Origin of the sequence: Marinomonas gallaica, assembly GCF_001639745.1 — a bacterium.
Lineage (GTDB): Bacteria > Pseudomonadota > Gammaproteobacteria > Pseudomonadales > Marinomonadaceae > Marinomonas > Marinomonas gallaica.
Map to the genome: position 1 here is coordinate 152,983 of NZ_LTAX01000006.1, position 25,115 is coordinate 178,097.

General features: G+C 46.8%; 19 protein-coding genes. 8 read left to right on the forward strand and 11 right to left on the reverse strand.

Features of this window, described 5'->3' with window-relative positions; genetic code table 11:
* Positions 1 to 122: 122 nt before the first annotated feature.
* Together oadA and AYW76_RS08240 are read right to left on the reverse strand one after the other, a co-directional pair.
* Positions 123 to 1,931: a sodium-extruding oxaloacetate decarboxylase subunit alpha gene (oadA, locus tag AYW76_RS08235; protein WP_067218350.1), complete on the reverse strand. Its 1,809-nt coding sequence runs from the start codon at positions 1,929 to 1,931 to the stop codon at positions 123 to 125.
* A gap of 23 nt (positions 1,932 to 1,954) precedes the next feature.
* Entirely contained in the window at positions 1,955 to 3,370 is a 1,416-nt protein-coding gene (locus tag AYW76_RS08240; protein ID WP_067218354.1) for an acetyl-CoA carboxylase biotin carboxylase subunit, read from the reverse strand.
* Between the two features lie 140 nt (positions 3,371 to 3,510).
* Here AYW76_RS08240 and AYW76_RS08245 point away from each other — a divergent pair, with 140 nt between their 5' ends.
* Complete coding sequence (locus AYW76_RS08245; RefSeq protein WP_067218357.1) at positions 3,511 to 4,455, forward strand: LysR family transcriptional regulator; 945 nt, start codon at positions 3,511 to 3,513, stop codon at positions 4,453 to 4,455.
* Positions 4,456 to 4,474: 19 nt separating this feature from the next.
* On the opposite strand, the gene AYW76_RS08250 is transcribed toward AYW76_RS08245, so the two are convergent.
* The gene (locus tag AYW76_RS08250; RefSeq protein WP_082866160.1) at positions 4,475 to 5,974 is read right to left on the reverse strand and encodes a glycosyl hydrolase family 79 N-terminal domain-containing protein; all 1,500 of its coding nucleotides are present in this window, start codon (positions 5,972 to 5,974) and stop codon (positions 4,475 to 4,477) included.
* A gap of 192 nt (positions 5,975 to 6,166) precedes the next feature.
* On the opposite strand from AYW76_RS08250, the gene AYW76_RS08255 reads away from it, so the two are divergent.
* From AYW76_RS08255 to AYW76_RS08270, 4 genes are all read left to right on the forward strand, one after another.
* The gene (locus tag AYW76_RS08255; protein ID WP_231872572.1) at positions 6,167 to 7,510 is read left to right on the forward strand and encodes a DUF3422 family protein; all 1,344 of its coding nucleotides are present in this window, start codon (positions 6,167 to 6,169) and stop codon (positions 7,508 to 7,510) included.
* Positions 7,511 to 7,850: 340 nt separating this feature from the next.
* Positions 7,851 to 9,491 carry a BCCT family transporter gene (locus AYW76_RS08260; protein ID WP_067218367.1) on the forward strand — a complete coding sequence of 547 codons (1,641 nt, stop codon included), beginning with the start codon at positions 7,851 to 7,853 and terminating at the stop codon, positions 9,489 to 9,491.
* Between the two features lie 128 nt (positions 9,492 to 9,619).
* Entirely contained in the window at positions 9,620 to 10,801 is a 1,182-nt protein-coding gene (locus tag AYW76_RS08265; protein WP_067218371.1) for an AAA family ATPase, read from the forward strand.
* Between the two features lie 89 nt (positions 10,802 to 10,890).
* Positions 10,891 to 11,820: an LpxL/LpxP family Kdo(2)-lipid IV(A) lauroyl/palmitoleoyl acyltransferase gene (locus tag AYW76_RS08270; protein ID WP_067218375.1), complete on the forward strand. Its 930-nt coding sequence runs from the start codon at positions 10,891 to 10,893 to the stop codon at positions 11,818 to 11,820.
* Positions 11,821 to 11,907: 87 nt separating this feature from the next.
* Here the strand turns inward: AYW76_RS08270 and glpD are convergent, their stop codons facing one another.
* Together glpD and AYW76_RS08280 are read right to left on the reverse strand one after the other, a co-directional pair.
* Entirely contained in the window at positions 11,908 to 13,434 is a 1,527-nt protein-coding gene (gene glpD / locus AYW76_RS08275) for a glycerol-3-phosphate dehydrogenase (RefSeq protein WP_067218378.1), read from the reverse strand.
* 183 nt (positions 13,435 to 13,617) lie between these two features.
* Positions 13,618 to 14,382: a DeoR/GlpR family transcriptional regulator gene (locus AYW76_RS08280; RefSeq protein WP_067218382.1), complete on the reverse strand. Its 765-nt coding sequence runs from the start codon at positions 14,380 to 14,382 to the stop codon at positions 13,618 to 13,620.
* Between the two features lie 164 nt (positions 14,383 to 14,546).
* Here AYW76_RS08280 and glpK point away from each other — a divergent pair, with 164 nt between their 5' ends.
* Both glpK and AYW76_RS08290 read left to right on the forward strand, forming a co-directional pair.
* Positions 14,547 to 16,031 carry a glycerol kinase GlpK gene (gene glpK / locus AYW76_RS08285; protein ID WP_067218386.1) on the forward strand — a complete coding sequence of 495 codons (1,485 nt, stop codon included), beginning with the start codon at positions 14,547 to 14,549 and terminating at the stop codon, positions 16,029 to 16,031.
* A gap of 204 nt (positions 16,032 to 16,235) precedes the next feature.
* A complete protein-coding gene (locus AYW76_RS08290; RefSeq protein WP_067036691.1) occupies positions 16,236 to 16,532 on the forward strand; it encodes an antibiotic biosynthesis monooxygenase family protein in 297 nt (98 codons plus the stop codon).
* 107 nt (positions 16,533 to 16,639) lie between these two features.
* Here the strand turns inward: AYW76_RS08290 and AYW76_RS08295 are convergent, their stop codons facing one another.
* The 6 genes from AYW76_RS08295 to AYW76_RS08320 form a co-directional block, all read right to left on the reverse strand.
* Positions 16,640 to 18,358, reverse strand: coding sequence for an ABC transporter substrate-binding protein (locus AYW76_RS08295; RefSeq protein ID WP_067036694.1), 1,719 nt, complete (start codon positions 18,356 to 18,358; stop codon positions 16,640 to 16,642).
* A 70-nt stretch (positions 18,359 to 18,428) separates the two neighbouring features.
* Positions 18,429 to 18,701 carry a DUF2160 domain-containing protein gene (locus AYW76_RS08300; RefSeq protein WP_067218390.1) on the reverse strand — a complete coding sequence of 91 codons (273 nt, stop codon included), beginning with the start codon at positions 18,699 to 18,701 and terminating at the stop codon, positions 18,429 to 18,431.
* A gap of 10 nt (positions 18,702 to 18,711) precedes the next feature.
* On the reverse strand, positions 18,712 to 19,461 hold the full coding sequence (locus AYW76_RS08305) for a carbohydrate ABC transporter permease (protein WP_197467788.1): 750 nt from the start codon (positions 19,459 to 19,461) through the stop codon (positions 18,712 to 18,714).
* Positions 19,462 to 19,644: 183 nt separating this feature from the next.
* Positions 19,645 to 20,511, reverse strand: a complete 867-nt coding sequence (locus AYW76_RS08310; RefSeq protein ID WP_067218393.1) for a carbohydrate ABC transporter permease — start codon at positions 20,509 to 20,511, stop codon at positions 19,645 to 19,647.
* Positions 20,504 to 21,604 (reverse strand): ABC transporter ATP-binding protein, encoded by a 1,101-nt coding sequence (locus AYW76_RS08315; RefSeq protein WP_067036703.1) that lies wholly within the window; start codon positions 21,602 to 21,604, stop codon positions 20,504 to 20,506. Before AYW76_RS08315 ends, AYW76_RS08310 begins: the two co-directional genes overlap by 8 nt.
* A gap of 1 nt (position 21,605) precedes the next feature.
* On the reverse strand, positions 21,606 to 22,694 hold the full coding sequence (locus AYW76_RS08320; protein WP_067218427.1) for an ABC transporter ATP-binding protein: 1,089 nt from the start codon (positions 22,692 to 22,694) through the stop codon (positions 21,606 to 21,608).
* Between the two features lie 455 nt (positions 22,695 to 23,149).
* Here AYW76_RS08320 and AYW76_RS08325 point away from each other — a divergent pair, with 455 nt between their 5' ends.
* The gene (locus tag AYW76_RS08325; protein ID WP_067218430.1) at positions 23,150 to 25,060 is read left to right on the forward strand and encodes a sigma-54-dependent Fis family transcriptional regulator; all 1,911 of its coding nucleotides are present in this window, start codon (positions 23,150 to 23,152) and stop codon (positions 25,058 to 25,060) included.
* The last annotated feature ends 55 nt before the right edge of the window (positions 25,061 to 25,115 follow it).

Consider the following 25,115-nt stretch of genomic DNA (forward strand, 5'->3'; position numbering starts at 1 on the left):
CTTCGCCATGACGCAGGTAGCACATATTGTTTTATATGCGTGCTTTAGCATAGTTAACAAGCAAACAACTTGCCAAAAAAAAGGAGGCCAAAGGCCTCCTGTAAAGAACAACACACTATAAGTTAGTGCGGAACTATCTCGACTAAGGTTTCGCCTGGTGTAACGCGATCCCCTTTGATTACATGAACCCCCGCCACTTTACCGGCGATAGGCGCTTGGATTTCAGTTTCCATCTTCATGGCTTCAGTAATTAAAACCGATTGGCCAGCTTTAACATCATCGCCAACATTGACTAATACATCGACAATGTTGCCTGGCATATTGGTCGTAATGTCACCCGGTCCTGTTGCTTTGCCACGTTTGCTACCAGTGATTGCGCCACCGTCGTATTCGTTGAGTGACTCAAACAGAACTTCTTCAGGCATACCATCAAGCGTTAAGTAAACATGGCGTTTACCAGAAGAGTCGCCGCCAATGCCGGTGATTTCAACTTGGTAAGTTTCACCATGCACATCAATTTTAAATTCCGTTGAAACGGGCGCTGATGCTTTAGTCGCTCCAGCGTTAGCAATGGGCTCTAGTACTTCAGGAACTAAAGTGCCAGCTGCGCGTTGTTCTAGGAATTGCTTGCCAATGTCCTGGAACATGGCGTAAGTCAGCACATCTTCTTCGCTTTTGGCTAAATCACCGATGTCTTTACGTAGGCGGTCCATTTCAGCGCCTAAAGCGTCTGCAGGTCGGCCCTCTATTGGCAGTTCAGAGCCAATCGCTTTGGTACGAACCTCAGGGTTAACCGCTGCTGGCGGATGACCGTAACCACCCTGTAAGTAGCGTTTTACTTCGTTGGTGATGGTTTTGTAGCGTTCGCCCGCCAGCACGTTCATAACCGCTTGAGTCCCTACGATTTGTGACGTCGGCGTCACCAGAGGAGGGAAGCCTAAATCCTCGCGTACGCGTGGAATTTCTGCGAACACTTCACGGATTCGGTCTAATGCTTGCTGCTCTTTCAGCTGATTCGCAAGGTTCGACATCATGCCGCCAGGAACTTGGTTGATCTGTACTGATACGTCTTCTTTCGTGAATTCGCTTTCAAATTGGTGGTATTTTTTACGCACTTCTTTGAAGTAGTCCGCGATTTCTGTCAGCAGTTCTAGGTCTAAGCCCGTGTCCCATTTAGTGCCTTTAAGTGCGGCGACTTGAGACTCTGTTGCTGGGTGGCTGGTGCCTGATGCAAACGATGAAATCGCTGTATCAATGTGCTCGGCACCGGCTTCGATCGCTTTTAGCTGACACAGTGGCGCTAGACCCGCCGTAGAATGACTGTGTACAAACAATGGTAAATCCACATTGTCTTTGATCGCTTTCACTAAATCGTAAGTCGCGTAAGGCGTTAGCAAGCCTGCCATGTCTTTGATAGCAATGGAGTCAGCGCCCATATCTTTTAGCGCTTGCGCTTGTTCCACAAACAGCTCTAAAGTGTGCACTGGACTGGTGGTGTAACAGATGGTCGCTTGAGCATGCTTGCCTGCTTTCTTGACCGCTTTGATCGCCGTTTCAAGGTTGCGTAGATCATTCAAAGCATCAAATACACGGAATACGTCGATGCCATTTTCAGCGGCTTTGGCAACAAATGCTTCAACAACGTCGTCAGCGTAGTGGCGATACCCCAGTAGGTTTTGACCGCGCAAAAGCATTTGTAAGCGCGTATTAGGCAGCGCTTTGCGTAGCTCGCGAAGGCGTTCCCATGGGTCTTCTTTTAAGAAGCGTACGCATGCGTCAAACGTTGCGCCACCCCAAACTTCAAGAGACCAGAAGCCAACCGCGTCAAGCTTGTCGCAGATAGGAAGCATATCTTCGGTGCGCATGCGTGTCGCAATCAAAGACTGGTGTGCATCCCTTAAGATGACGTCTGTAACCTGTACTTTGCTCATTAGGTATTCTCCTTGTTCTCTTCTTAGACCGCTGAGTGCGCAGCGATGGCTGCAGCGATTGCCAAGGCAATTTCACTTGGGGCGCGCTTGTCCGAGTAATTCAATAGCTCAGGGTGATTTGGTACGAAGCTGGTATTAAAAAAGCCGCTTCTAAATTCATCGTTTTTCAGTATTTCTTGGTAGTAATTGGCAGTGGTTTTAACCCCTTGCAAGCGCATGTCAGCGAGCGCACGAGCACCACGATCCAATACATCTTCCCAACTTAATGCCCAGACAACCAACTTCAGACACATGGAGTCGAAGTACGGTGGAATGGTGTAACCTGTGTAAATGGCGGTATCGGTTCGTACGCCTGGTCCGCCAGGTGCGTAGTAGCGCGTAATACGGCCGAAGCTTGGTAAAAAGTTGTTCTTTGGGTCTTCCGCATTGATACGGAACTGCAGCGCATAACCACGAAACGAAATGTCTTCTTGGCGGTAGCTCAAAGGCAAACCAGAGGCAACACGAATCTGTTCACGAACAATGTCAACACCGGTAATTTGTTCGGTAATGGTGTGCTCTACTTGAACACGAGTGTTCATTTCCATGAAGAAAATGTCATTGCCGGTTACCAGAAACTCCACGGTCCCCGCGTTTTCATAGCCCACTGCTTTGGCGGCTTTGACAGCTAGCTCACCCACGTACGAGCGCTGTTCTGGTGTTAATTGAGGGCTTGGCGCAATCTCAATCAGCTTTTGGTTGCGGCGCTGAATCGAACAATCACGTTCGTATAGGTGAATCGCTTCCCCTTGACTGTCCGCTAAAATCTGAACTTCGATGTGTTTTGGATCAACGATGCATTTCTCAAGGAAAACTTCCGCAGAACCAAAGGCTTTTGTCGCTTCCGAGATGACACGCGGGTACTGGTCACGCAATTCTTGTTCGCTATCACAGCGACGAATACCACGGCCACCGCCGCCTGACGTTGCTTTAAGCATTACCGGGTAACCGATACTATTCGCCAGCGTAATAGCTTCTTCAATGTCGGCAAGGTTGTCTTCAGAACCTGGCGTCACCGGCACGCCTGCAGAGATCATGCTCTTACGGGCTTGGGTTTTGTCGCCCATCTTCGAGATCACCTCGGCTTTAGGGCCGATAAAGGTGATGCCGCGATCTTGACAGATTTGAGCAAATTCAGCATTTTCCGACAAAAAACCATAGCCTGGATGAATGGCATCACAGCCTGTCTCAACGGCAAGGTTAACGATACGTCGTGCATCAAGGTAGCCTGCAAGTGGGTCTTCACCCATGCTGTAAGCTTCGTCAGCACGCTTTACGTGAAGTGCGTGGCGATCTGGCTCAGTGAAAATTGCCACCGAGCGAATGCCCATTTCGGCACATGCGCGTACGATACGAACGGCAATCTCTCCACGGTTAGCAATCAATATTTTCTTCAGCATTATTCTCTCCATGCGCTCAAATCAAGCATGGACTTACAGTATTCTAAAGTTACAAAAATAAATAATTGATATTTTTTTGGTATACCATAAGTAATAGCTTATACTTTATTTAAATATTATATAATTCATAGGCTTAAGATATGGTTTACACGCTTGGTCAGCTTTTAAATAGACTGACATTTCGTCAATTGCAGGTGTTTCAGGTGGTGTTTCATAAGCTTAGCTATTCCAGAGCGGCTGAGGAGCTGGGTTTAACACAACCTGCGGTGAGCGCGCAGATGAAACAATTAGAAGCGGCACTTGGTCAATCCATGTTCGATTACGTCGGTAAGCAGCTCTATGTCACCCCTGCAGGTGCCCAGCTAGAACGAGTGGTGCGAGAAATTTTCAGTGATTTAGAAACGCTACAAATGGATCTTTATCAATTAGAAGGTCAACTCAGGGGGGAGCTACGTTTGTGTGTGGTGAGCTCTGCAGAGATTGTTGTGCCATATTTACTGAAAGGTTTTTTAGAAAAATATCCGCAAGTAGAAGCGCGTTTGACGGTACTCAATCGAACCAACGCCACTGAACGGTTGTTGCAAAACCAAGACGATATGGCGATTACCGGTATTGTGCCGGACACTCGACTGCTTAATCGGCAGCCTTTCTTTGATAACTTATTGGTGCCTGTTGTGCGTCAAGATCACGCCATCCTTCAGAGTCAAACGATGTCTGCGCAGCAGTTTTTTGATATAGGTTTTTTGCAACGAGAAAAAGGATCAGGATCTCGCGCGGCTATAGAAGGATTTTGCAAAGATAATCGTCTTCAGCTGAAGCCTATTATGGAGTTAGGCTCAAATGAATCGATTAAGCATGGCGTATTAGCGGGGTTAGGCGTTGCGTTACTGCCGCTTGCTAATGTGATTGCCGAGTTGCGGTTGGGCACCTTGGTGATGCCAACGATCAAAGGTTTCCCCTTGAAGCGTAGCTGGTGTGCGGTGTATCCAAGCAGCAAGCAACCGACACCTGTCATGCAAGCTTTTTTAGATCACTTGCGTGAGGAAGGAGACCGCTGCCTGTCGAAGCAGTTTAGTTATCCTTGATAAGGGAGGTGGTGTGTAATTAGAAAACATCTTCACCAAAGATGGCTTCTTTCTCGTTCTCTAAGTCGGCGAAGGTCCAGAAATTAATGCTGTAGGGGGCGACCAAATCCAGCTTCGGGAGTTTGGGGAAGTCCTTTAAGCGTACTTTCCCCTTTCGGAACCGAGGGTTAACACCATTAATTAAAACCTTTTTGCTGGTGAGTGAGTCCGCCGTGATTTCATAGCGTTTCTTTGGCGAGCCAAAAGACTGGAAGCGTAGTCGGTGAACACGTCCAGTCATGTTAATGATCAACAAGGTCATACGGTCTTGTTTGTGGCCACCGTGGCAATAAACAATCAAATCAGGATTTTGGCAGCTCACTTGATAGACCTGTTGTCCCATCAAACGTTTCCATAGCCAGCTCACCCAAAAGTCAGGGTTAGGTTTTAAGCTCTTGCGTTGAATTAAGCCGTAGTCTCCGCCAATAAGGGATTGGCGAATCATGACTTTTTGACCCAATTTGGCGCCTCGGCCAAGCTGATCTGCCCACCAAAAGCAAGAGGCAAAGCGATCCGAGAGCTTAGGTTGTCCACCGCATTGAGCTGAGCCTGATTCCCCAGTCCAGAGCTCTGCTTGGGGTTGATGCTTTTGACGATAAGCGTCTAATTGATTTGAGAAAGCTTCAAAATCCAGTAAAGATCGCTGATCGAGCAGCTTTTCAATTCGTGCTGTACGTGTTCTAACGGGGGAGCGCTGGCTTTGGAACGGATAGTAATGCCAGTCGACTATGTCGAGTTGTCCTTCAAGTTGTTCCAGAAACCTAGGCGTAATGTTCGATAGATATTTAATGGTCTCACCCAAGTAAGGCCAAAAAGCACTGCCTGGTCCAGCAATGCGACTGTTTGGATTGATGAGTCTGACCTGATTAATAAAACGCTGATAATCGAGCACCAGTTGCTTTGCTCTAGGTTGAGCAGTTAAGCCGTGAAAGGCCCAATAAGCGTTTAACTCGTTACCCAATTCGCAGACATCAATGTTGACACCGTGATCAAGCGTGTATTGCAGCAGCGCCGCACTGTCTGCCCCATTCCATTTGCCATGCTGATTACGTTCAAAAGCACCGTATTTGAACGTAAACATAAATTTGAGATCGTGTTGTTTGATAAAGCTTAATAGACGATTCCAAATGGCCTCGCTGAGTTCGGGTTCTTTGTCGTGGGGCAACTGCTGACAGCAAAAATAATGGATAGTATCGGCTTCAGAGCCACCAATGCGAAGGTAGGCAGGCTTTAGATGCTCAACGTATTGGCTAAGCTTGGGGTGGTTAAGTTCTAAAGGGGGCACGCGATTAGTGCCGAGTCCTCGGCTTGAGCTTTTACTGCCTTCCCACCACTGTCCGCCAATAATCAGTGATATGTCGATGGAGAAGGATAAGTAACAAGGATCGACCTCATGAATAGGATGCTCTTGCTCTAGTTTGATAAGGTTAATTGACTGTGCCCGCGGTGTCATAAAGCGGCGAAACGGGTTTAGGGTCATAACATTCTCCATATTGATGGGCCAGTGTGCCAAGTAAATATGACATGGAGGTGAAGTTATTAAGACGAAGACGCAAATAGTCTGTATCAAACTATTAGAAAATTTCAGCTGATAGTGAGCCCATTAAGTTGCAATGAAACGCAATAAAGCCAATGATTTAGGCATTCTGATAACAAAAATAGAGACTTAACTGTGAACTCCGCCGCAAACCCTTACGGATTGACTATGCATGAACAGCGCGATGCGCTTTACGCTGAACTGCATTCGCGTCCCTTTCATGTCATTCCTAGCCCAGCACGAATTAGTTACCTCGCTGTAATGATCGATGTGTCTCGAAAGCAAGCCGACTTTGAGCATTTTTGTGAGCTGTACGCCTATTTTGATCAAATTCCGCCAAATCATGATTCTGTGTGCTTGGAAGCCGATTTTGGTGATGTGCGTATTCGTCGAGAAACACATCTTGAGTTCGTGTCCTATACCGTGATTAATCAAGGTCAGCCATTTCTTGCTGACCCGTTTGCCAATACGGGGGTGAGCCGACTTCCAAAAGAGTGGCTTGTGAGGTTAGGTGGTACGGTCGTCTCAGCTTTCCATGTCGCCATTGAGGATACGACACAAAAACCGGAGCCGGAACTCGCCGAAGTTAAATCTTATTTTGAAGGGATGCGTCTAGTGGGCAGCCAGCCCCAAGCTGGGGCAGCGCAAGTTTGGACCACCTTTAGAATTCACAGTGATGGTTTTGGGCGCATCTTAGTTTACAACCGTGAAATGAGTAACAGTCAGTTAGGCCGAATGGTGCAGCGTTTAATCGAAGTAGAGTCGTATCGATTGATTGCCTTGTTAGGTTTGCCTTTGGCGCGACATTACAACCAACATCTAGCGCAAATGGATCAAAAACTTGCCGAGCTCACAAACCAGCTGTCGGATGCTCATCATGATTTGGATGAGCAGGAAGTGCTGAGTAAAATCATTGATATGGCCGCTTGGGTTGAGTCTGCACGCGCTTGCACCACTTTTCGCTTCAGCGCCACGGCTGCGTATCATGATTTAGTTCTAAAGCGCTTAGCCGAACTGCGTGAAGATGAGGTTTCAGGGCATTTAACCATTACCGAGTTTATGACGCGTCGATTAACGCCTGCCGTTCGAACATGTAAGGCGACAGGTGAGCATTTAGAAAATCTGTCACGTCGTATTGATCGTGTTTCAGAGATGATGCGGACTCGCGTCGAAATGTCGATTCAATCACAAAATCAGCATTTGTTAGCCTCTATGGATCGTCGATCAAAAATTCAGCTTGCCATGCAGCATACGGTAGAAGGTTTATCGGTTGCTGCGATTTCTTATTACAGTGTGGGCTTGATCAAATATTTAATTGAAGCGGCTTATGAAAACGGTGCTCCGATTGATAAAAGCCTTGCAGTTGGCTTGTCAGTGCCTTTGGTTATCGCTGGTGTGTGGTGGGCTACGCGACGTATCCACAAGCGTTTTATGCAGTTAGCAAAAGAGCAGCAAGATATCGGCGAAGAGCATCATTAGGGAGAGTCAGTGTTGGTAGTCAGCAGTCATTGGTCTAATTTAATGTTCATAAATTATATAAGATAGTCTTATAGGGGTTATAATGACGGATGATATTTTCATGTTAGTGTGTCAGAAATAGGGCGTTAGCGATTTGTCTGATGTCGATGATGCAACTAACGGTAAATTCTAAATAGGTTATTTCATTTTCTTTTTTTATTGAGTTCTAATCCTTGGTGGAGAAGGTCTCAATGTTTAAAGCATTAAAAAATGGCTGCTACTACGAACTGAAAAAAGGATCTCAGATGAGGTATAAAACCGACCGTATTAAAAGTAATCTAACGTATCTACGGAGGGGGTTATGACAGATATGCATAAGTCTTCCCACTCTCATAATCACAGTGATATGAAGACAGATTATGTTGTAGGACAAGATAATATTGTCGGAAAATTAGGCCCGTTAGGCTTCGATATCCACAACCGAGTGTTTATTATTTCTGCACTTGCAGCAATAGTTTTTATAATTCTTACGTTAGTGTTTCCTGAAAAAGCTGGGACACTTTTCCAATCTATCGTCTCTTTTTCAAATGAAACGCTGGATTGGTACTTTCTTGGTCTTGTCGATTTTTTCATACTATTCTGTTTGTTCCTTGCATTTTCTTCTTTTGGCAAAGTCCGATTAGGCGGTAAAGACGCGAAACCAGACCACAGCTACTTGTCTTGGTTTGCATTGCTGTTTACCGCTGGTATTGGAGTGGGTCTGTTGTTTTTTGGCGTTCTAGAGCCCGTTTACCACGCTAACGTTTCCTTGCCGCTAGGCATTACGTCTCCTTTTGGTGCGGATGGTCAGCTAAACCCTGATGCGGTGGCTGAGGCGTCAGCGATGGGATTGGCCGGAACATTTTTGCATTGGGGCATTCATGGCTGGGCTGTGTATGTGATCATGGCATTAGGCTTGGCATTGTTTACCTATAATAAAGGGCTACCATTTTCGATTCGCTCTGTGTTTTTCCCCATCCTTGGCGACCGTGTCTGGGGTTGGTGGGGCGACATTATTGATATTTTGGCCGTCTTTTCCACCTTGTTTGGTTTGGCGACTTCATTAGGACTGGGCGCACAGCAGGCAAATGCCGGATTAAATTTTGTGTTTGGCATAGAAGTGACCACGATGACTCAAGTCATTGTCATCTTGGCCGTCACAGCGGTTGCATTGGTGTCAGTCTGGCGTGGATTGGAAGGCGGTTTAAAGAAACTGTCTGAGTTTAATATGATCATGGCCGTACTGTTCTTCTTGTTCGTCCTATTGGTTGGACCGACTATGGTGGGCTTGGAAAGCATTTGGTCAGGCTTATCAACCTACGTTATGGAATTTATTCCGCTGTCTGCTCCTATTGGTCGTGAGGATGATGCCTTCCGTCAGGGTTGGACTGTCTTCTACTGGGCGTGGTGGATCAGCTGGTCACCATTTGTCGGAATGTTTATTGCGCGTGTCTCACGTGGTCGTACCGTGCGTGAATTTATTTTCTGTGTCTTGGTGGTACCGAGTCTGTTCATCTTTATTTGGATGGGCGTTTTTGGTGGCATGGCGTTAGATCAAATCTATTCTGACCCATCTAGCAGCTTGGTTAAAAGCTACGTAATTGACAGCTACCGTCCAGAGTTGTCGATCTTTGGTTTGTTGAATGACTTCCCATTTTCCGGTGTGGTGTCGTGTTTAGCGATTGTACTGGCTTTGGTGTTCTTTGTGACGTCGTCTGACTCAGGATCGTTAGTGGTGGATACTATTACCTCTGGCGGTAAAATTGATGCACCGCGTCCACAACGTATTTTCTGGGCCATTGTGGAAGGGCTCATTGCCATCGTGCTATTGATTGGTGGTGGTTTGTCGGCACTCCAAGCAGGTGTGACCGCAACCGCGATCCCATTCTCTTTGTTGATGCTTGCGATGTGTTACTGCATCATCAAAGCGCTGATTGGTGAGCGTCGTTTAATTAGATCTTAATATCTTTGATAGCATCACTTAAACCTCTGGTTCTCATGGCTGTTTAGCTTTAAGAACCAGAGGTTTTTTTGTGCTTATGTTATTGTAAACGGCTGTTGCCTTTCGTTATTTACGGACAAGGATGCCTCATGATCAAAACCATTGCCATTGAAAACTATCGCTCGATTATCAACTTAACCATACCGCTTGGACGTCTGAATCTTGTAACAGGAGAGAATGGCAGTGGTAAGTCTAATTTATATAAAGCATTGCGTTTACTCGCTAAAGTGGGTGAAGGTGGTTTGGTTCGATCACTCGCCGAAGACGGTGGATTAGAGTCGGTTTTTTGGGCTGGGCCTGAGAAAATCACCAAACGTATGCGTTCAGGTGAGGTGCCGGTGCAAGGTGGCCCAAGGCAAACTAAGCGTCAGCTTAAGCTAGGCTTTGCAGCTGAAGACTACGGTTATTCCGTGGCGCTTGGGCTGCCCAAATTTGGCGTGGCCATGCCCACTAGTACCCCCACGCTGTTCAAGCTCGATCCCGGCATCATGCGTGAGACGATTTGGCACGGAGAATACTATCGACCAGCAGGCGCATTAGTAGATCGACAGGACAATGCCATAAAGCGCCGCGCTGGGCGAAGTTGGGAAGTTGTGTCGTATCATGCATCCAGTTTTGACTCTATGTTTGATCTGGCGGCCGATGCGCAACAAGCCCCTGAAGTGTTTTTTATGCGTGACCGAATTCGGAAGTGGCGCTTTTACGATCATTTTCGCACGGATCAGGCAGCACCTGCACGCCAGCATCACCTAGGAACGTTTACGCCCGTGCTCAATCATGATGGGCGTGATGTGGCAGCGGCGATTCAAACGATCCTTGAAGTAGGCGATGCCGAGGCGTTACATGAGGCTATTGATTACGCGTTTCCGGGGGCGCGACTTGAAGTAGTTCGCACCGACGAAGGGCGCTTCATGCTGCAGTTTTATCAGCATGGTTTATTGCGCCCGTTAAACGCTTCAGAGTTATCCGATGGAACGCTGCGGTATGTACTGTGGGTGGCTGCGTTATTAACGCCCAGGCCACCTGAATTAATGGTGTTGAATGAACCGGAAACGAGTTTGCATCCTGATTTATTGCCAGCCTTAGCTCGCTTAATTAGCTTTGCTGCGGATCACTGCCAAGTCTGGGTTGTGTCCCATGCCTCGCGTCTGATTGCTGCTTTGGAACAATCAGAGCTGTGCCACTCGATTCGTTTAGAAAAAGACTTTGGCGAAACTCAAATCCCAAGCATGGGCATGTTGGATTTACCGCCATGGCATTGGCCGTCCTAAAGCAAGAAAACATTTAAGCTTCACTATGCTCAATTTCTTATGCATTTTACGTTAGAATACCTGCGAATTTTTTATTGGTGAATTTCGTCGTGGTAGAACAAGCACAATTTTCAAAAGCATTGCTTCATCCCAAACATTGGGTACTTTGGCTGGGAGTCGGTCTAGGGCGCCTAGTGTCTATGTTGCCACTGAATTGGCAAATGGGTATAGGCAAGGGCATTGGCCGTTTGATGATGAAACTTGCCAAAGGACGAGTTCATACGGCTAGACGTAACTTGGAATTGTGTTTTCCTGATGCGACAGCAGAAGAGCATCAACGGTTGCTTGAACGAAACTTCGAAGAAACTGGCAAGGCCATTTTTGACACGGTCAGTGCTTGGTGGTGGTCCGATAGTCGAGTGCAGCGTCATATGGACATCACCGGGCAAGAGCATGTGCAAAGGACGCTGGAGAATGGACAAGGTGTGATCTTGTTTGCGGTGCATTGTTTACCGCTAGAAATGGGAGCGCGTATTTTCGGTCAGTTTAATCCAGGTATTGGTGTCTATCGACCACACAACAACCCTGTTATGGAATATCTTCAAGTCAAGGGTCGTCTTCGTTCTAATAAGGCTTTGATTCCAAAGCGCGACGTTCGTCAAATGGTCCGCAGTCTGCGTGCACCTGATGTGATTTGGTATACCGCCGATCAGGACTTTGGCCGTTCAAGCGCCGTATTTATTCCGTTTTTTGCGGTGCAGGAAGCGGCGACGATTACGGGCGGCACTATGTTGGCAAAATTAGGCAAAGCAAAAGTGTTGCCTTTTTTCGTAGAGCGTAACGCAGACGACAAAGGCTATTCAATTAAGATCAGTGAACCTCTGGAAGACTTTCCAGGTGAGAGCGAATTGGCCGATGCCATTCGTGGAAATCACATTATTGAAGATCTTATTAGTCGAAATAAAGCGCAATACATGTGGCTGCATCGCCGCTTTAAAACGCGCCCAAACCAAGATGATCCATCGCATTACAGTAAGTAAGCTAACCCTATTTAAAATAGTTTAGCTCGCGAGGTGGGTTTATCGGCGCCTCGCGGCAGAACTTTTATGAGGCATGTTAGAATCAGGTTAAACGGTTGCGGCGACTAACTCGGTGTCGATAGGGCGGTTAAGCTTATCGGCTAAATAATCTTTTAGGGCTTGCGCCTCTTGTGTATCTAGCTCCAAACCTAGTTTAGTACGGCGCCATAAAATATCTTCCGCAGTGACCGCCCATTCATGTTCAACAAGATAGTCGACTTCTTTCTGATATAAATCCGAGCCAAAGCAAGTACCTAATTCTCCAATAGATTGACTATCCCCTAACAGGACGTATGAAAGCGTTCCATAGCTACCTGTGAATCGACGGGCCAGTTCAGGCGATAGAAACGGAAATTCTGACATCAGTTTATTGATCATGACGGTGTAGTCATTACTCATGTCTCCACCCGGAAGAGGTTTGGCGTGTGTCCATTCTTTTCCCATTGATGGGAAGTACTGTTTCAGGTCGCTCATAGCTGACAAGGCCAGCTGTCGATACGTCGTAATCTTGCCACCAAAAATACTTAATAAAGGCGCTTTTCCATGGTCGTCTTCTACGTGCAAAGTGTAATCCCGAGTAACAGAGGATGCATCGGAAGATTCATCATTCAACAGCGGTCGCACACCGGAATAGGTCCAGACGATATCCTCTTTTGCCAGTTGCTTTTTAAAGTGTTGATTGGCAACACTTAGAATGTACTGTGTCTCTTCGTCACTGATGGCAACGTCTTTTGGATCACCTTTGTATTCTTCATCGGTCGTACCAATCAAAGTGTATTTATCACGATAAGGAATAGCGAAAACGATCCGTTTGTCTGCATTTTGCATGATAAAGGAATTGGTTTGTTCGTATAAACGAGGCACAACAATGTGACTGCCTTTAATCATACGGATGCCATAAGGTGCTTTGCGCTGTACCTTTTGCTCAATAAAGCTCGATACCCAAGGACCAGCCGCGTTAACAATAGCATTGGCGGTAAATTGCTGACGTTCACCTGTGGCTGTGTTGTTGACTTCAATGACCCATTTGCCATTTTCTCTATGAGCGGACTCGCAGCGAGTACGGGTCATGATCAACGCTCCGCTCTCTTGCGCGCTTTGTGCATTAGCGATAACGAGCCTAGCGTCATCCACCCAGCAGTCAGAGTATTCAAACCCTTGGCTTATCTCAGATTTTAGGGCGCTTGAAGCATCGTATTTAACGCCCTTAGAGCCAGGTAGCTGCTCACGTTTACCTAGGTGGTCATAGAGGAATAAACCTAGGCGAATTAACCATGCTGGTCGTAGGTGAGGTCGGTGAGGCATTTGAAAACGCATAGGGGTGACCAAATGCGGCGCTATTTTAAGCAGAACCTCGCGTTCACTTAAGGCTTCTCGTACCAAACGAAATTCGTAATGTTCCAAGTAACGTAGACCGCCATGAATGAGTTTGCTGCTCGCTGAAGACGTCGCATTGGCGAGGTCATTCATTTCACATAGGGCGACAGTAAGACCGCGCCCGGCAGCATCTGCTGCGATCCCGGTGCCGTTGATGCCTCCCCCGACGACGAAGAGATCGAAATGCGTTTGATTCATGGCTTACCTCTTGAAAAACGAAAATTATATGTTCAAAAACGAAAATACAGTTTCGATATTAGACCTGTATAGGTGGTTTTTCAAGCAGACGATAGGAAAATAAACATCAAAGTTATTCTTTTTTGCGCCATAAAGCGCTAGGGAAATTGGCCTTCTAGCGCTGACAATAGTTTGAAGGGGCGGTCAGTCACACACTTCTAGTTTCACTGAGTGTTCTTTAAGCAATGAGAGGATCGTCTTTGGTGGCTGAGTATCGGTGAATAGTTGGTCTACTTGAGTGATATTACCTAAGCGAACCATAGCATTACGACCAAACTTTGCGCCGTCGGCCGCAAGGAACACATTGCGTGAATTGGCAATAATACTTTGTGCAACACGTACTTCCTGGTAGTCATAATCAAGCAGCGACCCATCCTCTTGATCAATGCCACTAATGCCTATAATGCCGTAATCCACACGGAATTGATTAATGAAGTCGACCGTCGCTTCACCAATGATACCGCCGTCTCTCGAGCGAACCGACCCGCCGGCCACAATGACATTGAAGTCGTCTTTTATACGCAGGATCGATGCAACATTGATGTTGTTGGTGATTATTTTAAGTGCACTATGATTGAGTAGTGCCTTAGCCACTTCTTCTGTGGTTGTCCCAATATTGATAAACAACGAAGCACCGTTTGGGATCTCTTTGGCGAGGTGTTTGGCGATTCTTTTTTTGGCATCTTGATGAAGCGCTTGTCGAGTGTTGTAGTCAACATTTGTTGTGGAGGAATCGTAACTTGCACCGCCATGGTGACGTCGAATTAAATCTTGATCGGCAAGAGAGTTGATATCTCGACGTATCGTCTGTGGTGTTACCTTAAACTGTTCCGCCAGCTCGTCGATAGAGGTGTAACCTTTTTCGCGTACCAGTTGAACGATTCTATCTTGGCGTGTTTGTTGGCCCATACGTGACGTAAACTCCTTGATGACATCTTGCTAAAGTGATCAATTACAGTTTTAATAGAAATATTCGATTTTGAACATTTGTGTTCGAATAACAAAAATAACAAACGCCCATAACCAAGCCAATGCAAATGGTCATGGGCTCGCAGATAAAGAGACATGTTCCCATGAGCCAGTATCTACTTGCGATTGATCAAGGCACGACGAGTAGTCGCGCTATTCTATTCAACACTTCTGGTGTGCGCATCGGTCAGGCACAACAAGAATTTCCGCAAATTTTTCCTAACGATGGTTGGGTTGAGCATGACCCCAATGATCTGTGGCAATCAACGTTAAGTGTGTGTCGTGATGTTCTTAAGGATACAGACATCACCGCTGACGCGGTAGCCTCCATTGGAATTACTAATCAGCGTGAAACGACCATATTATGGGACACCGAAACGGGCAAGCCAGTTTATAACGCGATTGTTTGGCAAGATCGTCGCACCAGTGAGTTCTGCCAATCTTTAGTCGATCAAGGCCACAGTGAGACTGTTCAAGCCAAAACTGGCTTGTTAATCGATCCTTATTTTTCTGCCACCAAGATTCGCTGGATCTTGGAAAACGTTGAGGGTGTTAAAGAGCGAGCTAAAGAAGGTCATATTGCCTTTGGTACGGTGGATAGCTTTTTATTGTGGCACTTAACCTCTGGTCGTGAGCATAGAACGGATGCCACCAATGCGGCTCGTACTATGGCATTCAATATCCATACGCAACAATGGGATGAAGAACTGATTGAACTGCTAGGCATTGGCGATGTGATCTTTCCACAAGTTATGGATTCGAGTGACGACTTTGGCGTCATCGATAAGCAGTGGTTAGGAGCGGAGATCCCCGTGAACGGTATTGCCGGTGATCAACAAGCGGCTTTAGTGGGTCAAGCTTGCTTTACACCGGGAATGGTGAAAAGTACCTATGGTACTGGCTGTTTCATGATCCTTAATACCGGTGAGCAAGCGCTTAAATCGGAACATAAAATGCTGACCACTGTTGGTTATCGTATCAATGGTAAAGTCACTTATGCTCTTGAAGGCAGTATCTTTGTTGCTGGTGCGGCGATTCAATGGCTACGTGATGGGTTGAAGCTATTTGCGGATGCATCGGAAACACAAAGCCTCGCTCAGCAAGCCTTAAATGCTGATACGGTGTATTTAGTTCCAGCGTTCACTGGTTTAGGTGCGCCTTATTGGGACCCTGATGCGCGCGGTGCTATGATTGGATTAACCCGAGACACCAGTGCCGCTGATATTATCAGTGCTGGCTTACGCTCTGTGTGCTATCAAACAAAGGATCTTGTGGGGGCCATGGCACAAGATGGCGCGGAGTTTGATACCCTGCGAGTAGACGGCGGAATGGTCGTGAACGATCTAGTGGTGCAATTTTTGAGTGACCTTTTGGGTATTACCGTTGAGCGTCCTAAAGTAACCGAAACTACTGCACTTGGTGTGGCGTATTTAGCGGGTCTAAGAATTGGTGTTTATGAGTCTTTAGAGCAAATCAGTGAACTGTGGCAGTCAGAGCATTGCTTTACGCCAGACATGGACGACGGCAACCGACAGACTCTTTACGACGGTTGGCTGGACGCTGTGCGACGTGTGCGCTCTAGTCTCTAAAGTTTTACTGTAAATTCGGTTTTAAATCATATAGAAAGGGAGCATATGCTCCCTTTTTCATTTACGGCGAGATGAGGGTTGCCCTAGCTACATTAAATCTGATGCTTCTTTTAGCACGTATAGTTTGTTTTCATACACGTCTTTAAGCGTCATATTATAAATTTAAAATTAGTTTTTATAGCTTGTGTAATAAGGAAGATAAAAATGATTCGAGTGGTATACGAATGGCACGTTAGCCCAGAAAACATTGCCGAATTCTGCGACGCTTGGAAGTCTACAACACAAATCGTACGTGAAACACATCCTGGTGCCCATGGCAGTTGTTTACTTGAAGAAGATAACAAGCCAAGTCATTTTCTTGCTATTGCACGCTGGAATTCTAAAGAGGAATGGCGTGATTTTTGGTCAACAGATAACCCACCAGAAGTGATACGCATGAGTACTTTAGGTAAGCTAATTTCCATCAAAACATATGATGAGATCGGCAATCACACATTTTGAACTGTTTTTGTATAAGAAAGTCGCCTTAATTAGGGCGGCTTTTTTTTGCATAAAAAAGACCGGCACAATGGCCGGTCAAGACTTATAAGGTGGTGATCAAGAAAAGCTTATTCCCAAGAGCGAAGTAGGGCGTCGTAATCGACGGTTTTACCCTGTACTTTTTCGTTGGCAAGCTTGGCTTTTGGTGCGCCCGGTTGGTTAAGCCAGTAAGACGGATCTTTTGGCTCGTTTAGTTTAGGACCACAGTTTTCGTGAACGTTAGCGCGCTCCAAACGGTTAAGAACCTTGTCTTGTGCGGCGGCTAGGCCGTCAAGCGCTTCTTGTGGCGATGCTTCTCCGCTGGCTGCTTGAGAAATGTATTGCCACCAGAGTTGAGCCAGTTTTGGGTAATCTGGTACGTTAATACCGGTTGGTGACCATTGCTCACGTGCAGGGCCTTTGTAGAATTCAACAAGACCGCCAAGGTAAGGCGCGGCTTCTTGCATCTCAGGTGAGTTAATATCAGACTCACGAATTGGCGTTAGACCCACCAATGTTTTCTTCAAAGAAACGGTTTTTGCCGTTGTGAACTGTGCGTACAACCACGCAGCGTTACGGCGGTCGTCAGGCGTTGAGTTCATGAATGTCCACGCACCCACATCTTGGTAGCCAAGCTTCATGCCTTCTTCCCAGTATGGGCCACGTGGAGACGGTGCCATACGCCATTTAGGCGTACCATCTTCATTCACAACAGGCAGACCTTTTTGCGTCATATCAGCGGTAAATGCGGTGTACCAGAAGATTTGCTGAGCCACATTACCTTGCGCTGGTACTGGGCCAGCCTCAGAGAATGTCATGCCTTGTGCTTCTGGTGGCGCATATTGACGTAACCAGTCGACGTATTTAGTGGTCGCATAGACGGCCGCTGGACCATTCGTTGCACCGCCTCGGGACACACTGGAGCCGACAGGGTTACAGCCTTCTACTCGGATACCCCATTCGTCTACTGGCAAACCGTTTGGCAAGCCTTTATCACCCGCACCCGCCATAGAGAACCATGCGTCCGTGAAACGCCAGCCTAGAGAAGGGTCTTTTTTACCGTAATCCATGTGGCCATAGACTTTTTCACCGTCAATCTCGCCAACATGAACCGTGAAGAACTCGGCAATGTCTTCGTACGCTGACCAGTTAACCGGTACACCCAGTTCATAGCCATAGATTTCTTTAAATTGCTTTTTCAGCTCAGGGCGTTGGTACCAGTCATAGCGGAACCAATAAAGGTTTGCGAACTGCTGCGTTGGCAGTTGGTAAAGCTTACCGTCTGGTCCAGAAGTGAAGTTCAAGCCAATGAAATCCGCTAAATCCAACGTCGGGGATTTCAAAGAAGGCTCTTCTTCCATCATGTCGGTAATCGGAACGACTTTACCGTAGCGGAAATGGGTACCGATAAGATCCGAATCGTTGACGTACGCATCATAAATATTTCGACCAGATTGCATTTGAGTTTGCAGTTTTTCAACCACATCACCTTCTTGAATCAAGTCATGGTTGACTTTGATACCGGTGATTTCCTCAAACGCTTTGGCTAATACTTGGGACTCGTATTTGTGCGTTGTCAGTGTTTCCGATGCGACATTGATCTCCATGCCACGGAAACGCTCGGCCGCTTTTGTAAACCACGCGAGTTCCTTAAGCTGCTCAGCTTCCGATAGGGTTGAAACTGTGAATTCATTGTCGACCCATTTCTGTGCCGCATCAGAATACTGGTCAGCCCATAGTGATGCGGAATTTAACGCAACAGCAAATGGGATGGCAGCTAAAACGAGCTTCTTTTTATTGTTGTACATGTTTTACCTCAACAGTTGATTTTTAGTTAGTTAGCTTCCGTACTAGATCGTCCTTGGTCTCTCACGCTGACTAGCCCCAGCGCATTAGGATAATCATCCAAACGACGCAGAGCGCAGTTGCGACATAGAGTGAAACATCACTCAATGCCACAAAACCTAGGTGAATAAAGGCACTGGTTAACAGGCCTATGAACAAGCGATCTCCGCGGGTGGTATCGAGAGGCAGAAAGCCTCGACGTTCGACGCTAGGGGAGATCACTTGCCAAGTCGTCATAGCGACGAGTATCAGTGCAATGCCGGCAAAAAAGGCCGCCGTGGGTAATGTCCAAGACATCCAAGCCATGATTTTTCTCCTACACTCGGCCTAGGGCGAAGCCCTTAGCTACATGATTTCGAACAAAATACACCACTAAAATGCCAGGGATGATGGTTAACACCCCCGCAGCAGCCAGTAGTCCCCAGTCCATTCCTGACGCCGATACGGTTCGGGTCATAATCGCGCCGATCGGTTTGGCATCTACGGATGTCAGTGTGCGTGCAAGCAACAGTTCAACCCACGAAAACATGAAACAGAAGAAGGCCGTCACACCGATCCCTGAACGAATCAATGGGATAAAAATCTTCACAAAGAATTTCGGGAATGAGTAACCGTCAATGTAGGCTGTTTCATCAATTTCACGTGGCACGCCACTCATAAAGCCTTCTAAGATCCATACCGCTAACGGCACGTTGAAAAGACAGTGGGCCAGCGCTACCGCAATGTGCGTATCGAATAAGCCTACGGAGGAATACAGTTGAAAAAACGGTAGCAAAAACACTGCTGGTGGCGCCATTCGGTTAGACAGCAGCCAGAAAAACATATGCTTGTCACCGACAAACTTGTAGCGACTGAACGCATACGCCGCGGGAAGTGCGACAATTAAGCTGATCACCATATTCATGGATACGTAAATCATGGAGTTGACGTAACCCATGTACCACGTCGCGTCACCAAATATTTTTGCGTAATTCTCTAGGGTAAAATCCTGCGGGAAAAACGATAAACCACTCAAAATCTCAGTGTTCGTTTTAAAGGACATATTGATGAGCCAATAAATCGGCATCAGTAACAATATAAGGTAGACCGTTAAGCCTATGCGTCCTCGCCAAGTCGCGTATTTGGCCTTGCGTTCTGCTTGAGAGAAGACCGGCTGCTGAGGCGCTGTTTGTGTGTACGTCGCCTCCGCAATCGTTTCGTTTTGATTCGTGCGACCTGCAATGGTCGTTTCATTTGACATGATCGACTCCTACTTGTCTTTTTGCATGTTCATGATGGTGGTATAGAACACCCAACACACCAACAGGATGATAAGGAAGTACACCAGCGAGAACGCTGCCGCAGGGCCTAAGTCAAATTGGCCAATGGCTTGCTGAACCAGAGATTGGCTCAAGAACGTAGTCGAAGTACCGGGGCCACCGCCTGTTAAGACAAAAGGTTCAGTGTAGATCATGAAAGAATCCATAAACCGAAGTAATACACCGATAATCAATACGTTGGTCAACTTAGGCAGTTGGATGTAACGGAATACGGCCCAGCGGGAGGCTTTATCGATTCGTGCAGCTTGGTAATACACTTCAGGAATGGCGCGCAAGCCGGAGTAACAGAGTAGTGCAACCAATGGCGTCCAGTGCCAAACATCCATCAGTACCACCGTTAGCCAAGCGTGCATGGGTTCGGACGCGTAGTTGTAGTTGATCCCCAACTCCGCCATCATGGCACCAAATAAGCCGATGTCAGCACGTCCAAAGATTTGCCAAATCGTTCCCACAACGTTCCAAGGAATCAGCAATGGAATGGCCACTAGAATCAAGGCTAATGAAGCGCCTCGACCTTTGGTCGGCATCATCAGTGCTACCGCGATGCCCAACGGTATTTCAATAGCGAGAATCGTAAAAGAGTAGATGAATTGACGGATCAGTGCGTCATGCAGACGCGAATCGGTCATGACTTGTTTGAACCATTCAGTACCCACAAAGTAGCGTGTGTATGGGTCAAAAATATCTTGAACTGAGTAGTTCACTACGGTCATCAAAGGAATAATGGCGGAGAACGCAACGATCAAAAAGACCGGCAATACCAACCACCATGCTTTGTTGTTTTCGACTTTAGTCATGGTCAACCTCCACCAAAAATTCGTTGACGTACACCTTGGTCCACTGTTCAGGAAAGCTGACGTAGGCTTTTCCTTGAGGTACCTTCTGGTCTTCGCTTAAACGTGCTTTCATAAGAATGCCGTGAAAGTTAAACGTGAGGATCTTGTAGGTGCCAAGGTCTTCGACGAAGTCCACATCGACAAGGAAGGCGTCGTCATTCGCGCCGTCCCAGACATGAACAAATTCAGGGCGAATGCCCACTTTTACTTGCTGCGCATCCATGTCCTGCAAACGCTTTAGTAGTAACGGGTGTAATGGCAACGTGTGGGTACCAAACGACAGTTCTTTTTCAGTGACCGTCGCGTCAATGAAGTTCATACCGGGGGAACCAATGAAGTAGCCAACAAAAGTGTGGGCAGGGTTTTCAAACAGTTCCCGTGGTGTGCCAAACTGAACGATTTGGCCTTGATACATCACGGCAATCTTATCAGCGAAGGTCGAGGCCTCCAGCTGATCGTGGGTAACATAGACCATGGTGATGTTGAACTGCTCGTGAATTTGCTTGAGTTTGCGGCGCAGTTTCCACTTCAGTTGAGGATCAATAACCGTCAAAGGTTCATCAAACAGAATGGCTGAAACATCATCGCGAACCAAACCGCGGCCCATGGAGACTTTTTGCTTTTGATCCGCAGAAAGGCCTTTGGCTTTACGCTTAAGCTGATCAGAGAGCTCTAGAATCTCTGCCACTTCGAGTACTTTTGAGCGAATCTTATGTTCGGGTACACCAATGTTGCGTAATGGGAAAGCAAGATTGTCATAGACCGTCATGGTGTCGTACACCACGGGAAACTGGAAAACTTGCGCAATGTTGCGCTCTTCAGGCTTAAGTTCGTTAACGCGTTTTCCGTCGAACAGTACTTCGCCATCCGACGGTTCCAAGAGACCTGAGATAATATTCAATAACGTAGATTTGCCACAGCCTGATGGGCCAAGTAAGGCGTAAGCGCCGCCTTGATGCCAAATATGCTGCATTTCACGAATCGCGTAATCTTCCGGTTTGGTCGGATTGTCGCTGTACGTGTGGGCTAATGAATTAAGAGTGATTTCTGCCATGTTAACGACCTCCTAAGCCAGCTGGCGCGTGGACCAGTCGACCACTTTCGTTAAAGGCGTACAGCTTGTGGGTGGGGAAATACACTTTGATTTGCTGATCAACGTGGTATTCATGTACGCCCGAAAGGTGCAGCACCAAGTCGAAGTGTGGATTGTGGACATGTAAAAAGGTTTCTGAACCACTGATTTCAGCAAGATCTACTTGTACGGGCAGCTCTAAATCGTCATCGGAGTGCGGCACTAAACCTATATGAGAAGCCCGAACCCCGAAGCGGTAATTGCCTGGCTCCAGCGGGCGCAAATCATTGTTAAGCTGAAAGTGCACGGTCTCATCAAAGGTGACTTCCGTTTCGCTAACGCGTCCGGGGACCACATTGATCGGAGGCTCAGAGAACATTTCCGCTGTAATGATGTCTTTGGGGCGATGGTACACCTCAGCGGTTTCTCCAAATTGAAGCAGCTTGCCTTCATGAAGTACGGCAGTGTTGCCGGATAACGCTAAGGCTTCATTTGGTTCAGTCGTTGCATACACCGCAATACAGTTACGTGCTTTAAAAAGCGCGCGCAGTTCTTGGCGTAGTTCTTCTCGGAGTTTGTAATCCAGATTCACCAATGGCTCGTCAAATAAGATGACTTGAGAGTCTTTAACAAGCGCCCTTGCCATGGCGGTGCGCTGTTGCTGACCACCGGACAGTTGTAAGGGCATGCGGTCCAGATAGCTGTCAATGCGCAGCATTTCAGCGGTTTCTCGAACTCGGCGATCTATTTCGCTGTTAGACATTTTTGCCAAGCGAAGCGGGGAGGCGATGTTGTCATACACCGTCATGTTGGGGTAGTTGATGAACTGTTGATAGACCATAGAGATGTTCCGCTCTCGAACCGGAACCCCCGTTACATCCACACCATTCATCATGATTTGTCCATGGGTGGGTCGATCAAGACCCGCCATAAGGCGCATTAACGTTGTCTTTCCAGAGAGCGTTCGTCCTAGCAGCACATTAAATGAGCCAGGCTCCAACGACAGATTGACGTTATCAATCCATGTTTCTCCGTCGACAACGCGGGACACGTTGTTCAGCGTCAGTGACATTGTTTTTAACCCTTTGTTGTTTTTATGGCCGCCACAATGAAGCGGTTTTTGTGTGATACGTTCTTCACTGTGCAGTAAGAGAGTGGCTTGTCGCTTTTCGCAAATGAACACGTATCAATGGTATGGTTTAGCTATACAATCCCTGTGCCAATCCATTAAAAAGTACGTATTTTTGATTTAAGTAAATGATTTAAAAGGAAATAAATTTATTTCCGGACGTCTTTTTGTTTTTTTCAAATATGAAAATAGTTGTTCAAATTTGTAAATAAAGTGTTCAGTTGAACACTTTATTGAACACTTTCGCGAAAAGATGTTCAGGATTTTGAGTGACAGCGGCTATTTACATTGACCTTATGGACAGGTAATCGCAGAATAGCAAAAGGCTTGTCGCTCCTTGCACTGGAGCTGTAATGACAAATAAAAAACAAGAAGAAACAATAGGTGACGACACGGCAATGCTTAGGCCTCACGTCAACTTAACTGACGAAGAACACAAACAACAAATTGAAGCCTCTTGGTATCGCTGTGAACAATTTGGCCTTGAGCACGCCACAGAGCCAAATTTTTCGACTTTACCCTCTGGGGAATTGAACGATTTAAGGGATCAACATCGTAGCCTGTTGGAAACCACAGAAAACGAGATCATTCCTTATTACGAGAACATCCTCAGCAATTCTGCTTGCATGATTGTGTTAGCCGATCGCCAAGGCCATGTGCTTAACACGTGGGGGCAAAAGCGCTTTGGTCGCGGGCAGTATCATGGTCTAGTAGAAGGTAATCAGTGGACTGAGCAGGGCGTTGGTACTAACGCTATTGGTACGGCTTTAATCAGTGGTCGCGCCATTCAAGTTGGTCGAGATGAACACTTTCTCCGAGCGAATCGGTATATGGTGGGTTCTGCTTCGCCCATTTTTGACACCGGCAATGAGCTGCTTGGTGTGCTCGACATTTCTTCAGATGCGTATCTACCGCAAGACCATACCCTAGGCATGGTAAAGCTCATGTCACTGAGTGTAGAGAATCGCTTAATCTTTACTGCTTTCCAGCAAGACCACTTTATATTGAGCTTTAACACCAATCTGACCAGTTTAGACAGCCATTGGTCAGGTCTATTGGTATTGGACGATCGTGGCACTATTATTTCTGCAAATCGTCGTGCGGAAGTCGTGCTCGCACGTGATTTGTCTTTGCTCAATATCTCGCAAATATTCGACTGCGATATGCGTGAAATAAAGAATCAACCATTGCATATGCCGATGAAACTACGGGCACTGGGGCGCTATCAATTCTACGTTAAAGCGCTGCCACCCGTGACACAAGTGATGAAGGTGCCTGACTATCGCACCAGTGGTCACTATCAGGCGCCAGCTGCGTCTTTGCCTTCTCAAGCAACGCCTTTACCCTCACAGATCCCCGACAACGTTATCCCATTAGATGAACTCGAACACGGTGATGAGCGTGTTCGTCGGACGGTAAAGCAAGCGCATAAAATCATGGAGAAGGACATTCCGATCTTAATTCATGGCGAAACTGGCGCAGGCAAAGAGATTTTCGTGCGCAGTCTGCATTATCACAGTTCACGTTACAAAGAGATGTTGGTCGCTGTTAACTGTGCGGCGATTCCAGCGGAGCTAGTGGAATCAGAGCTGTTTGGCTATGAGAAAGGGGCATTTACTGGCGCGCAAACTAAAGGTTCTATTGGGCTTATTCGTCGTGCGCACAAAGGCACCTTATTCCTTGATGAAATAGGCGAGATGCCGATTGCTGTGCAATCACGATTATTACGTGTGCTGCAAGAGCGAGTGGTGACACCATTGGGGTCGACCGAAGCGTATCCGGTAGACGTTAAACTGATTTCTGCGACCAATCGACATTTGAAAGAAGAGGTCGCCGAAGGGCGGTTCCGGCAAGATTTGTATTACCGTATTTCTGGACTCAATATCGAGCTTCCAGCTCTGAAGTTACGACAAGATAAGCGTGAGCTCATTGCGTATGTCCATGAGCGCTTGCGCGCAGAAGAGCCTGGCCCCGCATTGAGTGATGCCATGTTGGATTTATTAGAGGTGCATCCTTGGCCTGGTAACATGCGCCAGTTAGTCCATGTGCTGAAAGTGGGTATGGCGATGGCAGATGAGGATGAGCTAGAAGAATGGCATTTACCTGATGACTTCTTTGATGATCTGAATAATGGTATTGATAAAGTCGATGCAGATGGAGACCACTCAGATGGGCTAAAAGAGCCGATAGAAGAGACCATCACCAGATTATTAGAAGAGTACCAAGGAAATGTCTCTCGAACTGCGAAAGCTGCTGGGGTGAGTCGTAATACGGTCTATAAATACGTACGTCAAAATACAGATAGTTAATCTGAGTGAAGAAGCATCTTGTGAAAACCACTCAAGCCGTTAGGATAAACCACTA

Coding starts and splice junctions, on each gene's coding strand:
- oadA (WP_067218350.1), bottom strand. CDS start 1,931: ATGAGCAAAGTACAGGTTACAGACGTCATCTTAAGGGATGCACACCAG.
- AYW76_RS08240 (WP_067218354.1), bottom strand. CDS start 3,370: ATGCTGAAGAAAATATTGATTGCTAACCGTGGAGAGATTGCCGTTCGT.
- AYW76_RS08245 (WP_067218357.1), top strand. CDS start 3,511: ATGGTTTACACGCTTGGTCAGCTTTTAAATAGACTGACATTTCGTCAA.
- AYW76_RS08250 (WP_082866160.1), bottom strand. CDS start 5,974: ATGACCCTAAACCCGTTTCGCCGCTTTATGACACCGCGGGCACAGTCA.
- AYW76_RS08260 (WP_067218367.1), top strand. CDS start 7,851: ATGACAGATATGCATAAGTCTTCCCACTCTCATAATCACAGTGATATG.
- AYW76_RS08265 (WP_067218371.1), top strand. CDS start 9,620: ATGATCAAAACCATTGCCATTGAAAACTATCGCTCGATTATCAACTTA.
- glpD (WP_067218378.1), bottom strand. CDS start 13,434: ATGAATCAAACGCATTTCGATCTCTTCGTCGTCGGGGGAGGCATCAAC.
- AYW76_RS08280 (WP_067218382.1), bottom strand. CDS start 14,382: ATGGGCCAACAAACACGCCAAGATAGAATCGTTCAACTGGTACGCGAA.
- glpK (WP_067218386.1), top strand. CDS start 14,547: ATGAGCCAGTATCTACTTGCGATTGATCAAGGCACGACGAGTAGTCGC.
- AYW76_RS08290 (WP_067036691.1), top strand. CDS start 16,236: ATGATTCGAGTGGTATACGAATGGCACGTTAGCCCAGAAAACATTGCC.
- AYW76_RS08295 (WP_067036694.1), bottom strand. CDS start 18,358: ATGTACAACAATAAAAAGAAGCTCGTTTTAGCTGCCATCCCATTTGCT.
- AYW76_RS08300 (WP_067218390.1), bottom strand. CDS start 18,701: ATGGCTTGGATGTCTTGGACATTACCCACGGCGGCCTTTTTTGCCGGC.
- AYW76_RS08305 (WP_197467788.1), bottom strand. CDS start 19,461: ATGCCGATTTATTGGCTCATCAATATGTCCTTTAAAACGAACACTGAG.
- AYW76_RS08310 (WP_067218393.1), bottom strand. CDS start 20,511: ATGACTAAAGTCGAAAACAACAAAGCATGGTGGTTGGTATTGCCGGTC.
- AYW76_RS08315 (WP_067036703.1), bottom strand. CDS start 21,604: ATGGCAGAAATCACTCTTAATTCATTAGCCCACACGTACAGCGACAAT.
- AYW76_RS08320 (WP_067218427.1), bottom strand. CDS start 22,694: ATGTCACTGACGCTGAACAACGTGTCCCGCGTTGTCGACGGAGAAACA.
- AYW76_RS08325 (WP_067218430.1), top strand. CDS start 23,150: ATGCTTAGGCCTCACGTCAACTTAACTGACGAAGAACACAAACAACAA.